This is a genomic window from Staphylococcus pseudoxylosus (assembly GCF_003697915.1).
Lineage (GTDB): Bacteria > Bacillota > Bacilli > Staphylococcales > Staphylococcaceae > Staphylococcus > Staphylococcus pseudoxylosus.
In genome coordinates, this window is sequence record NZ_RCVN01000002.1 from 175,829 (window position 1) to 190,967 (window position 15,139).

The 15,139-nt window shown below is 33.7% G+C and carries 10 protein-coding genes; 2 read left to right on the forward strand and 8 right to left on the reverse strand.

Annotation, left to right across the window (positions count from 1 at the left end):
* Nucleotides 1-324: 324 nt before the first annotated feature.
* Nucleotides 325-675 (reverse strand): DUF4064 domain-containing protein, encoded by a 351-nt coding sequence (locus tag D9V42_RS02825; protein ID WP_107554472.1) that lies wholly within the window; start codon nucleotides 673-675, stop codon nucleotides 325-327.
* 30 nt (nucleotides 676-705) lie between these two features.
* A complete protein-coding gene (locus D9V42_RS02830; protein WP_208639064.1) occupies nucleotides 706-1,671 on the reverse strand; it encodes a DUF4352 domain-containing protein in 966 nt (321 codons plus the stop codon).
* 424 nt (nucleotides 1,672-2,095) lie between these two features.
* Between D9V42_RS02830 and D9V42_RS02835 the strand changes: the two genes are divergently transcribed.
* Nucleotides 2,096-3,286, forward strand: coding sequence for an MFS transporter (locus D9V42_RS02835; RefSeq protein WP_107556085.1), 1,191 nt, complete (start codon nucleotides 2,096-2,098; stop codon nucleotides 3,284-3,286).
* A 57-nt stretch (nucleotides 3,287-3,343) separates the two neighbouring features.
* Here the strand turns inward: D9V42_RS02835 and D9V42_RS02840 are convergent, their stop codons facing one another.
* From D9V42_RS02840 to D9V42_RS02850, 3 genes are all read right to left on the reverse strand, one after another.
* Nucleotides 3,344-4,324 carry a tRNA dihydrouridine synthase gene (locus D9V42_RS02840; RefSeq protein WP_107556084.1) on the reverse strand — a complete coding sequence of 327 codons (981 nt, stop codon included), beginning with the start codon at nucleotides 4,322-4,324 and terminating at the stop codon, nucleotides 3,344-3,346.
* A gap of 272 nt (nucleotides 4,325-4,596) precedes the next feature.
* The gene (locus D9V42_RS02845; RefSeq protein WP_107556083.1) at nucleotides 4,597-4,944 is read right to left on the reverse strand and encodes a DoxX family protein; all 348 of its coding nucleotides are present in this window, start codon (nucleotides 4,942-4,944) and stop codon (nucleotides 4,597-4,599) included.
* A 26-nt stretch (nucleotides 4,945-4,970) separates the two neighbouring features.
* Nucleotides 4,971-5,528, reverse strand: coding sequence for a TetR/AcrR family transcriptional regulator (locus tag D9V42_RS02850; protein ID WP_107556082.1), 558 nt, complete (start codon nucleotides 5,526-5,528; stop codon nucleotides 4,971-4,973).
* Between the two features lie 140 nt (nucleotides 5,529-5,668).
* Between D9V42_RS02850 and D9V42_RS02855 the strand changes: the two genes are divergently transcribed.
* Complete coding sequence (locus tag D9V42_RS02855) at nucleotides 5,669-6,610, forward strand: DsbA family protein (protein ID WP_172592884.1); 942 nt, start codon at nucleotides 5,669-5,671, stop codon at nucleotides 6,608-6,610.
* Between the two features lie 118 nt (nucleotides 6,611-6,728).
* Here the strand turns inward: D9V42_RS02855 and D9V42_RS02860 are convergent, their stop codons facing one another.
* The 3 genes from D9V42_RS02860 to D9V42_RS02870 all read right to left on the reverse strand — a co-directional run bounded on the left by D9V42_RS02860 (nucleotide 6,729) and on the right by D9V42_RS02870 (nucleotide 14,780).
* Entirely contained in the window at nucleotides 6,729-7,055 is a 327-nt protein-coding gene (locus D9V42_RS02860) for a hypothetical protein (protein ID WP_107556080.1), read from the reverse strand.
* A gap of 98 nt (nucleotides 7,056-7,153) precedes the next feature.
* Nucleotides 7,154-8,674: an aldehyde dehydrogenase family protein gene (locus D9V42_RS02865; RefSeq protein ID WP_122062976.1), complete on the reverse strand. Its 1,521-nt coding sequence runs from the start codon at nucleotides 8,672-8,674 to the stop codon at nucleotides 7,154-7,156.
* Nucleotides 8,675-8,894: 220 nt separating this feature from the next.
* Nucleotides 8,895-14,780 carry an Ig-like domain-containing protein gene (locus tag D9V42_RS02870; protein WP_122062979.1) on the reverse strand — a complete coding sequence of 1,962 codons (5,886 nt, stop codon included), beginning with the start codon at nucleotides 14,778-14,780 and terminating at the stop codon, nucleotides 8,895-8,897.
* Between the last annotated feature and the right edge of the window lie 359 nt (nucleotides 14,781-15,139).

Below are 15,139 nucleotides of genomic sequence, written 5' to 3' on the forward strand. Positions count from 1 at the left end.
AATATTCCTAACATGGCCTTTTATTACAGGTTTAAAGTATAGAAAAATGAATAGTAGCTTAGTCTTGTGATACGATTTTCGAACATAGTTTTGTTGTTCTATTCTATCCAAGATAACTCAGGTAATTTTTTGTTAAAAAGTCTGATTGAATCTTATATATACACTAACTTTACAAATTAAAAGTTGTACTTTCATAGAATTGCCTTTAAAGTGATTCTTTATATCTGTTTAGTTAACAATCACCCATATTAATTAAGAGATAATAAAAAAACCGAGACATAAATTATATCTCGGTTCGTTTCATGTTTTTTATTAGTTACTATATTACTTTCTTATTAATGCTAAAATACCAGCCACTAATATTAATATGCCTGACAAAATACCGAAAAAACTTATAAAAATGATATTTAAAATACCACCTATAATTAATAATACACCTATTAGTACTCTCTTTCTGTTTATTACACAACTAAGAATCAATGTTATTATACACGTTAATATTACTGCTATGCCCAATCCAGTAATACTCCCACTATCTGTTGCTCCAAATTCTTTACCAATTCCATCGACCATTATAGCGAATAAACCACCTATAATACCGAAGATACTGCCTAGTATCCCTAAAATCATCTCAGCTACTCTATTTGTTTGTTTTTTACCAATATTTTCATTCATTTAAATTACCTCTTTTTATGTTTTTTATTACTACGCTGCTTCGTCTTCAGTAGTTGTCTCTTCTTCACTTTGTTTCATTTCTTCTTCGTACTCTTTATCTATTTCATTCATTTCTTTTTCATACTCTTTGTCCATTTCATCCATTTCTTTTTCATATGCTTCATCTTGTTGTTTCATTTCTTCTTCAAATGCTTGGTCTTCTTCTTCTATTTTTTTATTGTACAATTCTTCAACACGTGCTTCTAATTGATCATATTCGATCTCTAACACTTCATTTTCAACATGATCCATTTTCTCACCATCTGTGAGTTCATTGTATTCATCAACTAATGTATTATACATTTCTGCTGGATATGTTATTTCATCACTTTCATTCTCTTCTGTTTCAGCATTAGCTTCTTCATCAGCTTCTGTGTCACTCAAATTTTCTTTACTACTACTTTCTGAAACAGAATTATTATTTGATTGATTACTTATTTCTTTTATATCATCTTTCTTTATCTCCCATTTTGCCTTAACATTTTCAAAATTTGGAGTAGCATCCATTTCTAAAGTATAAGTGTCACTATCAGGAACATCATATGTAATAAAACCTGAGCCAGTATTACCTTTGTTCAATTGATGTGAAAAACCAGAATATTCTTCACTATCCCCATACCATTCTTGATAATTCTCACCTTTTACCTTCATACTAAAATCAGTCGAATCAACTAACACTTGATCTTTGTTATTATTTTTAAATTTTAAATATACTTTAATAACCCTACCATTTTCCGGTTCACTATATTCATCATAGTTGTTTACATATTCTACTTTTGCTAATTTCACATCTACACCATCAGCGTCCACCACTTGCTCAATTTTAAAATTCTTCATTGTGTTAGTAGCTTTTGATTTATTATCTTCTTTTCGGTCAGATTTAGTTTCTTTACTTTCTGTATTACATCCAGCTAATATACATATGATTAAAACAGCAAAAAACAATAGTTTTTTCATTTTCCCACTCCCCCATTTTACGTTCAACGCTAAAATTAATTTAGCTCTACTTTAAAATATTTTTAAAGCATACTACATTATCTTATAATACTTTTAGTTAAAATCAATGTATTTTTTGAAATTTGTGTCAATTTCAAAATTATTAATGTATTCTTTTTGAAAAATGTATATATAATACAAAAATGAATTTGGAAACAATTAATTTAGAAACAAAATTACGCACAGTAATTCTCACTTTTCTTTAAAAAACTTATATCAAATATGTTTTTACTTTTACAGAAAAGGTTCAATATATTTAAAAGGTAAAACTTCATAAAACAAACTCTATCATATGAAAACACCATTCAAATAAAAATAATATATTTTTTATATTATTAATTACATGCTACGATAAACACATCAACTAATAAGTGAGGACATGACATTGAATAATTTAAAAAACAACTATGTAGCAAAAGGTTCAACAGATTATCTCAAAATTATTGTTGCACTCTTTATTTCTGGTTTTACTATCTTTTCAATCTTATATAGTGTTCAACCATTGATTCCACATTTTACAAAATCATTTAATATTAGTGAAACTGTTGCGAGTTTAGCTTTATCAGCAGCAACCATCACCTTAGCTATTGCTATGTTATTTTTTGGTGCACTATCCGAAGTTTTAGGTCGTAAGTCTATCATGATCTTTTCGGTTACATCTGTTACGCTTTTAGCATTAGTTCAACCCTTTGTGGCAGACTTTAATACCTTCCTCATTATAAGGTTGATACAAGGTGTTTGTTTAGCAGGATTACCTTCTATAGCTATGGCCTATATTGGAGAAGAAATTTCACCCCATAACTTGCCTGAAGCCATGGGAATTTATATAAGTGGAAATGCCTTTGGAGGAGCTTTTGGCCGTATATTTACAGGATTTATTTCAAGTATTTATGGGTATCAAATCGGACTTTTATCTATCGCAACAATTAGTGTCATTGCCACTATACTGTTCATAGTTTTAATACCGAAGTCTAAACATTTTGAAAAACAACCTTTTTCTGTAAAAGCATTATTAATTAGTTATTATAATCATTTAACAAATATCCGGTTACTCAAACCCTTTATGATAGGTTTTCTACTACTTGGCTGCAATATAGCTGCATTTAATTATATTGGTTTTGAATTAGCAGATAGGCCGTACAATTTGCATGATAGTATCATTAGCTTTGTTTATTTATTATTTTTAATAGGCATGATTTCCTCGATTTTAAATGCAAAATTACGTACTAAATTAGGTACTTTAAACGCGTTAAAATTTAGCGTTTTATTACTAATTATCGGGATAAACATTACTTTATTATCACCTATATATTTTAAAATTATTGGTTTAGCCTTTAGTGTCTATGCATTTTTTAGTGGGCATGCAATCTCAAGTGCAGTAGTTACCAGTCGCGCAGAAGATCATAAAGCACAAGCTTCTAGCCTATACTTATTATTTTATTATATGGGATCCTCTGTTGGCGGTACTTTAGCTGGTGTTTTTTATAACTTTATGCAATGGCCTGGCGTAGTTTTAATGATTACAATTTTTATGCTTATTGCCTTTGCTATTTCTCTTACTATTAAACAAAAATAGACTTGGAAATCTAAGTTTTAAGATTTCCAAGTCTATTTTGTTATTTATATTTAAACTTTACTGTTCTATTGTCGATTCTATTTGTGCTTCAAATTTATCAAGTAATTCACGAGCCTCATCTGTTGTGTTTGTGCTCATTAGCTGGTGTCTTAATTCACTTGCTCCTCTAATACCACGTACGTATATTTTAAAGAATCTACGTAAAGGTTTAAATAAACGTGATTCATTTTTTGAATATTTATCAAACAAGTCAAGGTGTAACCTTAATAATCCTAAAAGTTCTTCACTTGTATGTTCTCGTGGCTCTTTTTCAAATGCGTAGGGGTTATGGAAAATGCCACGCCCGATCATTACGCCGTCAATACCATACTTTTCGGCAAGTTCAAGTCCCGTTTTTCTATCTGGAATATCTCCATTAATCGTCAATAATGTGTCTGGTGCAGTCTCATCACGGAGTTTTTTAATTTCTCCAATCAATTCCCAATGTGCATCTACTTTACTCATCTCTCTACGTGTACGAAGATGAATAGATAGGTTGGCAATATCCTGTTCAAACACATGTTTCAACCAGTCTCTCCACTCATCTATTTCAGAATAACCGAGTCTTGTTTTCACACTCACTGGCAGACCACCTGCTTTTGCTGCTTGAATGATTTCAGCTGCAGTTTCAGGTCGTTGTATTAGGCCTGAACCTTTACCCTTCGTTGCAACATTTGCTACTGGGCACCCCATATTTAAATCGATACCTTTAAAGCCCATCTCAGCCATACCAATACTCATTTCACGAAAATGCTCAGGTTTATCGCCCCATATGTGAGCAACCATTGGCTGCTCATCTTCCGTAAATGTTAAGCGACCACGTACGCTGTGTATGCCTTCAGGATGACAAAAACTTTCTGTATTCGTAAATTCAGTGAAAAATACATCAGGTCTTCCAGCCTCACTTACGACATGACGAAAGACAACATCTGTAACATCTTCCATAGGTGCTAAAACAAAAAATGGACGTGGTAATTCACGCCAAAAATTTTCTTTCATATATATTTAAACCTTCTTATCTATTATTATCTCGAATTTTTATCCATGACGATATTACCACAAAAAGTCAACTTACACAAAAGGATTATGATTCATAAAAATCTTGTAAAGCTTCATCATATTCGTGATAACACCAAAGAATTAAATAATAAATACGCTAATATTCAATCCATTTATCCTTACCAAATATTACTAAATATTTTAAGTGACAGCTTTATAAATGCAAAAAATCGAGGCCATAATATGCCCCAATTCCTGAAAATCACACAGCTTTAAACTGCTATAAAATAAATGAATATAATCAAGTTTAATAAAAATAGCACAATCGCTGGCATCGCTTTCGTAACTGGATCTTTTCCTAAAAGGATATGTGACAATGCACCAACCAACATAGTTAAACCTATTAATACACTAGCAAATATCGCCAATGGACTATAGAAAACACCGATTAACATCGCTATAGCTCCAATAAACTCAAATGCTCCAGTGATTTTATTAAAAATAGGCGGGTACCCAAATCGTGCAAATTCTTGTTTCATCTCACCAGAAAATATTTTAAATCCCGTCATGATAAAGAATAAACCTAGGATCACTTGCAATATTAAGATAATAATTCCCATAAAACCATTCCTCCTTTAATCGTTTTCTATCGACTTACTAAACCAGATATAATATAAGGTGTTACACGTTTAATATAAGACTCGGCAGAAATATCACTAAAACCTTCACACCATTTTTCAGAAGCTCTATAAATACTTGCACTTAACATGCTCGCTGCTAATTGACGTGCAGATTCATCCTCAAATTTCACCTCAGCCAATAACCTCAACAACACACGTTCAATATGTTCTTGAATAATATCACCAATCGTTTCAGGATAACTTCTATGGCATCTTCGACTTAAAGATAGTTGAAATTCTGCCACGATTTCAAAAATATGCGCAAGCGTTGCTTCATCTAATTTCTTTTGATCAAAATACTCATAGTTCAAATTAATTAATAACTCTTCTGCAAGTGCTTTGTCTAACAAATCATATATATCACTAAAATGATAGTAGAATGTAGCTCTATTGATAAGCGCCTCTTGGGTAATGTCTTTTACTGTTATATTTTTAAAATCCTTTTCATCTGATAGCTTAATAAAAGCTTGCATGATAGATTTTCTAGTTTTGATTACGCGCAAGTCTGATTTTGATTGTACCATTCGACGGCCTCATTTCCCTCCAACAATGAAGTGTGGATGTTGAATATCCAACATTATTGACAAGTTGTTGGTATTTATAAATCCTATTACTGCTTATTATAAAACTATATTACTTTTAATTAAACTTTGGAGGTCAAATTATGGAGAAAAATATGGTATGCGATATCTACTCAGGAGTGTGCAAGCCTAGTGATTCAAATAAAATAGAAACAATTAATTTAAATACAGAGACGTCTAAACAGACTTTATATTATGTTACCGACCCTATGTGTTCTCATTGTTGGGCATTTGAACCCACTTTAAATAAATTATTGGTACAATATGGACATTTATTTAATTTCCAAATGGTTATGGGTGGACTATTAGAAGAATGGGGAGACGGACCTATAGATCCAGCGAATGGCATTTTCAAACCGGCAGATGTTACACCACATTGGCAAGAAGTAGGACAATATTCACGCATGCCAATTGATGGCACAATAATGGAGATTGACCCTGTACAATCCTCATATCCGGCGTCACGCGTTTATAAAGCAATTCAACACTTAGACTCACCTACAGCTGCAATAAAATTTATTAGGCTAGTAAGAGAATCCGTATTTGTTTTCAACAAAAATATTTCTGATGAAAATGTACTTAAATCACTGCTACAACAATTTTATAAAAATGAAGACACAATTCGTATAGAAGATATTTTAGCTTTATCAAACAGTACCAAAGGAAAGCAATTACTTCTTGAAGATTTTGATTTAGTTCATAAATTAGGGGTTCGAGGTTTTCCAACTATAGTCCTATTAAACGATGATAATCATGGCACTAAAATTGTAGGTGCAAGAGAACTCAATGTATATGTAGACACACTTAAGGATTTAAATAAATCTAGTAAAATTGATTCCAAGCCCTTGCCAGATTTGTCATTATATTTAAAAGCTCATCCAAGGTTATTTTCTAAGGAAATTGAAGTAATGTATGATTTAAAAAAAGAAAATGTGCCAGAATTTATGCAACAATATTTAAATCATTCTAACTACACTACTCAAAATATATTAGGCGAAAACTATTACGAATACACTTTAAATTAAGTTAAAAGGAAACACCAAAATCGAGGATTCAATTTTGGTGTTTCCTTCTTAATATCATTGAGTATTTTAATAAAAACTAATTAGATTTTTAATGGGACTATATTTTTATAGATATCAACTATACATTCAAATACTCATCATAATCAAATGTTTCAATATTATTGGTAACAACTACACTTGTATCAAGCTTAAATCTAAGATATCTACTCACTTCACAAACGGCATTAACTTGCAAATTTTCTATTTCATTCATCTCGAGTAGTATAAAACGTAGTGATTCTGAATGATGATTAGATTGAGCAAGTAGCTTCTCAATACTCTCTAATAATAATGCCTTATAATTATTTCCAGAAATAGCCACTACTCTGGAATTAATTGGTTCTTTATTTTTATTTCTTAAATAGAATAATGTATTGCCTCTACTATACTGAATAATAATAAACATAATAAGTTCCCCAATTCTAACATTATATTATTTATTATTATACTGTACACATTTAGCGCAATTTATAAAACAAAATAAATTTAATTTACAACAATTTTTTAAAACAATCCTGTTGGCTTCGTATCATAACTAACCAATAAATTTTTGGTTTGTTGGTAGTGGTCTAGCATCATCAAATGATTTTCTCGACCTATACCGCTCATTTTATAGCCACCAAAAGCAGCATGTGCCGGATAAGTATGATAATTATTAACCCATACTCTACCAGCTTGAATACCTCTACCAGCACGGTATGCTATATTCTGATTTCTTGTCCAAATACCAGCACCCAAGCCATAAATTGTATCATTTGCCATGGCCAATGCCTCATCGTTATTTTTGAAGGTAGCTACCGACAATACAGGTCCAAAAATTTCTTCTTGGAAAACACGCATATTTTGATTACCTTTAAAAATAGTTGGTTCGATATAAAAACCATTTTTTAAATTCTCATTTTCTTTTCTTACATTACCTCCAACAAGTATTTCTGCACCTTCATCTTTACCTATATCTAAGTATTTCTTAATTTTTTCTTGTTGTTCATTGGAGGTCTGTGCACCTACCATTGTTGTATCATCCAATGGGTTACCTAGTTTTATCTTATTAACTTTATCAATACATAATTTTATAAATTCATCATAAATGTCACCATGAATCAATGCTCTAGAAGGACATGTACAAACTTCACCTTGATTTAAGGCAAACATAACTAATCCTTCTACTGCTTTATCTAAGAATTCGTCGTCCTTATCCATAATATCTTTATAAAATATATTGGGTGATTTGCCTCCTAATTCCAAAGTTACTGGTATGACATTATCACTAGCATTCTTCATAATAATCTTACCTGTTGTTGTTTCACCTGTAAAAGCGACTTTATTAATCTCTTTATGCGTAGCAAGTGCTTCACCAGTTTCATTGCCAAACCCATTTACGATATTTATTAATCCTTTTGGTAAAATATCTTTAATTATTTCAATGAAATGTAGAATAGACACAGGTGTTTGTTCTGCTGGTTTAAGGACGACAGCATTTCCAGTCACGATAGCCGGAGCTATTTTCCAAGTTGCCATAAGTAACGGGAAATTCCACGGAATAATTTGACCAATGACTCCTAACGGTTCTTTATAATGATAAGCTACTGTATCATTATCTATTTGTGAAATACCACCCTCTTCGGCACGTATCACACCTGCAAAATATCTAAAGTGATCTACAACTAATGGTAAGTCTGCAGCAAGTGTTTCTCTAACAGGTTTACCATTATCAAAAGTTTCGATAACTGCTAAGTATTCTAAATTCTCTTCTACACGATCCGCAATATCTAATAAAAGTTGTGATCTTTCAGCTAATGACTTTGTTCCCCACTCAACTTGTGCTTTTTTAGCAGCTTTTACTGCTAAATCTACATCTTTTTGTGAAGACCTAGGTACTTTTGTATAATTATCACCCGTAATTGGGGAAATATTATCAAAATATTCACCTTCTTGTGGCTCTATCCAACTTCCATCAATAAAGTTACTATATTGCTCTTTAACTTTGTATTTTGCATTACTTTCATTTGGATTTGTATAAATCATATAAATACCTCCTTTATATTGTCATATACCCTGCAAATATTTGTGTAAGCGCTTAAATTAACAACTGTAAAAGAAGAAATATTTAATACTTTGACACAGGGGGTAAACTTTTATTTAATCTTTTGCGGTACTTTCTTAATTATAAAAAATAGAAGCTAGGACATAACTTTGTCCCAGCCTCTATAAGTAATGACTTTCTATAATACTTTATTTGAAACGACTATTTTTCATCTTCTTTTTTTCTACGACGTTTAGCAAATAGTAATAATGCACCTAATCCTGCAAACAATGAACCAAATAATGTACCATTACGTGTTTCTTCCTCACCTGTTTCAGGTAATTCTGATCGCTTATTTTCTTTATTATCTTTTGATCTGTTGTTTTCCACAACGTTAGAACTATTATTTGAATCTTCTACTTTTGATTCATTAGAGTTGCTATTATCTGTGTTGTGGCTAGCATTTGGTGAATTAGAACCTGCGACCGTATTTTCTCCCGTGCCTGGATTTTCTCCCGTGCCTGGATTTTCTCCTGCACCCGGATTTTCTCCTGTACCTGGATTTTCTCCTGTGCCTGGATTTTCTCCTGTGCCTGGATTTTCTCCTGTGCCTGGATTTTCTCCTGTACCTGGATTTTCTCCTGTACCTGGATTTTCTCCTGTGCCTGGATTTTCTCCTGTGCCAGTTACATTTGTATTTGTAGGTTCTGATGTATTACCATCTTTATCCGTAGCAGTCACTATGACAGTGTCTCCACCATTCAAGTCTACGTTTGACGGAATGTCTACTGTGTAGTTGCCTTGATCATCTGCTGTACCTGTTGCCGTTGTACGATCTGGGAACGTTACGGCTACCGTTGAGCCTGGTTCTGCTGTGCCGCTAACCGTTGTTGCTTCACTTGTTACTTCTTTCACCTTTGGTGCCTCTGGCGCTGTTGTATCTACAACTGTTGTCGTTGCTTCTTCAGATGTATTACCATCTTTATCTTCGACTACAACTCTGATTGGCTCTCCACCATTCAAGTCTACGTTTGATGGGATTTCTACTGTGTAGTTACCTTGATCATCTGCTGTACCTGTTGCCGTTGTATCATCTGGGAACGTGACTGTTACCGTTGAGCCTGGTTCTGCTGTGCCGCTAACCGTTGTTGCTTCACTTGTTACTTCGTTCACCTTTGGTGCCTCTGGCGCTGTTGTATCTACAACTGTCGTTGTTGCTTCTTCAGATGTATTACCATCTTTATCTTCGGCTACAACTCTGATTGATACTCCACCTTCTAGTTTCACGTTTGATGGAATGTCTACTGTGTAGTTACCTTGATCATCCGCTGTACCTGTTGCCGTTGTACCATCTGGGAACGTGACGGTTACCGTTGAGCCTGGTTCCGCTGTGCCGCTAACTGTTGTTGCTTCACTTGTTACTTCTTTCACCGTCGGTGCCGCTGGCGCTGTTGTATCTACAACTGTTGTCGTTGCTTCTTCAGATGTATTACCATCTTTATCTTCGGCTACAACTTTGATTGATTCTCCACCTTCTAGTTTCACGTTTGATGGAATATCTACTGTGTAGTTACCTTGATCATCTGCCGTACCTGTTGTTGTTGTGCCATCTGGGAACGTGACTGTTACCGTTGAGCCTGGTTCCGCTGTGCCGCTAACCGTTGTATCTTCACTTGTTACTTCGTTCACCTTTGGTGCCTCTGGTGCTGTTGTATCAGTAACTGTTGTCGTTGCTTCCTCAGATGTGTTGCCTTCTTTATCTTTAGAAGTAACTATGAGTTCTTCTCCACCTTCTAGTTTCACGTTTGATGGAATATCTACTGTGTAGTTACCTTGATCATCTGCCGTACCTGTTGCTGTTGTACCATCTGGGAACGTTACGGTTACTGTTGAACCTGGTTCTGTTGTGCCGCTAACCGTTGTATCTTCACTTGTTACTTCGTTCACCGTTGGTGCCGCTGGTGCTGTTGTGTCAGTAACTGTTGTTGTTGCTTCTTCAGATGTATTACCTTCTTTATCTTTAGAAGTAACTATGAGTTCTTCTCCACCATTCAAGTCTACGTTTGATGGGATTTCTACTGTGTAGTTACCTTGATCATCCGCTGTACCTGTTGCTGTTGTGCCATCTGGGAACGTGACGGTTACTGTTGAGCCTGGTTCCGCTGTGCCACTAACTGTTGTTGCTTCACTTGTTACTTCGTTCACCTTTGGTGCCTCTGGCGCTGTTGTATCTACAACCATTGCCTTTACAGAATCAGAAATATTACCATTATTATCTATAGAAGCTAGTAATAATTCTTCTCCACCTACTAAATCAACTCCATCTGGAATAGCTACTGCATAATTTCCATTAGCATCTGATTCATCTGTAGCTGTCACGCCACCTGGGAAAGTAACTGTTACTATTGAATTTGCTTCGGCTGTTCCTGTTACTTGTGCATCTTCGCTTGTCACACTATTAACCGTTGGTGGTGCCGGTGCTGTTTCGTCTGTAACTGTTGTAGAACCTGGGTGCGAAACGTTTCCTGTCGCATCTGTTGATGTAGCTTGGATTGTTTCTCCACCTTGTAATGCTTCATTTTCTGGAATAACAACTGTAAAGTTACCTTGTGCATCTGCTGTTGTTTCTACAACTGCTCCACTTGGAAATATCACTGTTACCGTTGAATTTGCTTCAGCTATTCCTGTTATTTCAGTGCTCACGCTTGTTACATGACTTATTTGTGGAGCATCTGGGGCTGTTTCATCTATTACTGTTGCACTACCAGATTGTGAAATATTTCCTGCAACATCTGTTGATGTAGCTTGGATTGTTTCTCCACCTTGCAATTCCTCATTTTCTGGGATACTAGCTGTAAAGTTGCCATTTTCATCTGCTGTTACTTCTACAACTGCTCCACTTGGAAATGTCACTGTTACCGTTGAATTTGCTTCGGCTGTTCCTGTTACTTGATTACTATTACTAGTAATATCCCCAATAACTGGAACATCTGGCGCTTTCACATCTTTAACTATTGTTGTTGCTACTGGCGATTCATTTCCAGCTTCATCTGTTGAAATTGCTTTAAATGCTTCTCCACCTTCAAGAATTACACTATTTGGTATATCAACTGTAAAGTTTCCTTGATCATCAGCAGTTACTGAAACTTTACCTCCACCTGGGAAACCAACTGTAACTGATGAATTAGGTTCAGCTTTTCCTGTAACTTGTGTATCATCACTTGTAATTGGATTAATTACTGGTGCATCTGGGGCTGTTTCATCTGTAACAGTAATTTGGTCTGAAATCTCACTTGTTTTACCATCTTTGCTAGCTGTTGCAGTTAATACTGTACCAGCTGTTAACGGTTGGTTTAATACTATAGTTGCTGCTGAGCCATCGCTTGGTATTTGAACCGAACCTATTTCATTATTATTGTTATCTCGAACAGTAACAGTAGCACCGGCCGTGCCATTAACTTGTATTTCTGTATCATTATCGTCAACTGGATTAATAGATGGTGCAGGTACTTTAGAAACATCTATAATGTTAAATGTATTAATTTCATCATTTTCATAGTTAGGCGAATCAATCGCAATTGTATATGTACCTTCTGGTGATTGAGGAATTGACACAGAAAATATACCATCTGGATTAACTGATGATGTTCCAATCACTTTACCATTTGCATCTATAACTTTAGCTGTTTGTGATGCGGCACCTTCTTTTAGCGGAACTGAGCCATTTACAACAGTATCTTCGTTCGTAATGTCAGCCGCCTCAGGCTTACCAACTAATGGAGAAGTCTTATAATTGATGACTTCATCTCCATCATTTTTTCCGTCGCCGTCTGTATCGTTATTTTCAGGATCTGAAAGCGATACTTGACGTTCGTATCTATCTAGTAACCCATCTTTATCATAGTCTTGTAAAGCTAACGTTGATGTGCCTAATGTATTATTGATAAGTAATCCTTTACTATCAGTTAAATAACCTGCAAAAGTAAAGTCTTCTTTTTGTTTAGTAGTTTCTCTGATTAAGTTACCTTGTGCATCATATTCTGCATCTTTAGTTAAAATGTTATTTACACTTTGATTTAATTTAATTACGATTCTAACACCTACTGTTTCAGGTAAAAGGTTGTTAAATTCGATAAGTTTATTTAAATTATCACTAGTAATTGAGCCATTTCCAATATCATCTAAAGTTAAATCAGCAACTTTGTCTGCTACATGATACGTTTTATCAAAACCACTTAAGCCTTGATAATCATACTTGTGTAATTCTACACTTTCGATATAAGGTAATAAGTCTTTATCTATTTGATAATTATATGACCATTGATTACTTTTCGTTTTGCTATATGAAAATATACCATTTTTCATTATTTGTTGATCAATAATAAAACCGCCATACTTTCCAGGAGCGTCGTCGTAAGCAGCTGACCCACTGCTTGCTTTAAATGTATTACTGTTCTCACTTGAAACGCTATTTTGTAAATCGACTAAATCACTGTCAGCACCAGTTAAGAAATAACCACTGCTTTCAGATGTACGCACTATTCTATTGCCAGTAGAGTCACGTACAAACATTTGATAATTTAATTTATTATTTTCTAAACTACCAGCACTATTTAAAATATTAGCCACTGTATCATCAAGTTCTATTTTACCGTTTGTAGCTGTGTATTGTGATAAGATTTCTGCTCCGCCAAACAAACCATCATTTGCTCTAATAAAGTTTACTTCCCAAGTATTTGTCAGCTTGCCATTTTCATCAGTTAATCTAACAAATTCAACTGGCTGACTTCTACCTGATGGATTCACGGTTATCTTTGTAACATGTTGAGCGATAATCGGGTCTAATTTCAAATCAATTTTATATCTATCTCCAGAGTTAGCTCCTGACATATAACTATGAATATCAAATGGAATGACATTACTATTCAACGTTGTTGGATTATCTAGTGAACCTGGATCAAATATTAACGATGCAAACGTATAATTATCTAAATAACCTAATGATTTTTCTACTTCTTCACTTTGATCTACTGCCGCAGCTAACGCTGTCGGTGTAGCCATTGCTCTAAACATCGTACGTGTTGGTGTTGCAAGTGTTGTTGCGCTCTCTTGATCATTAACAAGTTCGATAAGTGACGCTTTCAAGATTTCAATGTTGATTTCTTCATCTGTGGCAGTCTCATAATTAATATCTGCATTATCCATGATCGTTTTTGCTTCTATTGTTGATACTTGACTACTTAAAAATGATTTAACTGTAGCTTTTTTGTCTTTAGCTGTTGCTAACTTTGTTTCTAATTTAGATTTAGCATTTTTCTTGTCTTCTGTAGTAGTTACTTTCGATTTATCAAGTTCAGACGAAGTTTTTGAATTTTTAGATGTTGCAATTTCATCTTTTTTCATTTCTGATTTTTGTTTTTCTGTAACTTGTTGATTAGCATTTTTTTGTGGTTGTTCTACTTTTGTAGCTTTCTCACTATCAGATTTCTTATTAACTTTTGTTTCAGATGTTTCTGTTTTTACAGAATCTGTTTTTGTGTTAGTTTCTGTTGATGGTGCTACAGTCTTAGATTGCACATCACTTGTATCTAATTCTTCATTTTTATTTTCTTGTGTTGTTTCCTTTTCATTTACCGTTTCATTTGTAGTATTATCAGAGGATGGAGTTTGTTCTTGTATTGTATCTGTGTTGTCTGAATCCTTTTGTTTAGTATTAGTTTCTTCTGTTTTAGGTTCTTCATTTTTTATTTGTTCATCACTATTCTCATTTGCTGTCGATTGTTCTACTTCATTAGCAGAATTAACTTCAGAATTTTCTGTTTTTTCTTGCGTTGCTTTATCGTTACTTTCATTTACCACTTCTTCTGAATCTTGTTCTATAGAGTTATTTTCCTCTACACTTTTAATATCACTTATATCTAAAGCTTCACCTTTATCTTTAGTACTTGCACTATCACTAGTTATTGAATCAAGTTCATCTGCTTGAGCCTCATTACCTATCCCCATAACTAAAGTAGCTCCGATTAATAACGATGCTGTCCCAACTGTAAATTTCCTAATAGAGTATTTATTCAATCTATTAGGTAAAAACCCTTGTTTGTTTTTCATAATTTTTCCACCTCAAATTTACTTTTTCACAACTCGATATTACCCAATTGAATAATAAATGCAAGTGTTTTTTCGAAATATTTACATAATTAATACATTTAAACGCACACATTTTATAAAAGTTACATTATTGTGCCGCACAATTTAAACATGCGCAATTATAAAGATTATATTGGTATTCCTTCTTAAATTCGTTTTTTAAGTTTGAAAGTATTTAAAGCGTAGACTAAATTCATTGAAATTTTTTGGGGAGAAATACAAAATAATTTAAATTAATTTGTTGATTTAAACAGCATGTTATTTAAAATGTATAAGAACAAGATTATATTTCTCATACATTCCAATGGTTAAACATGATG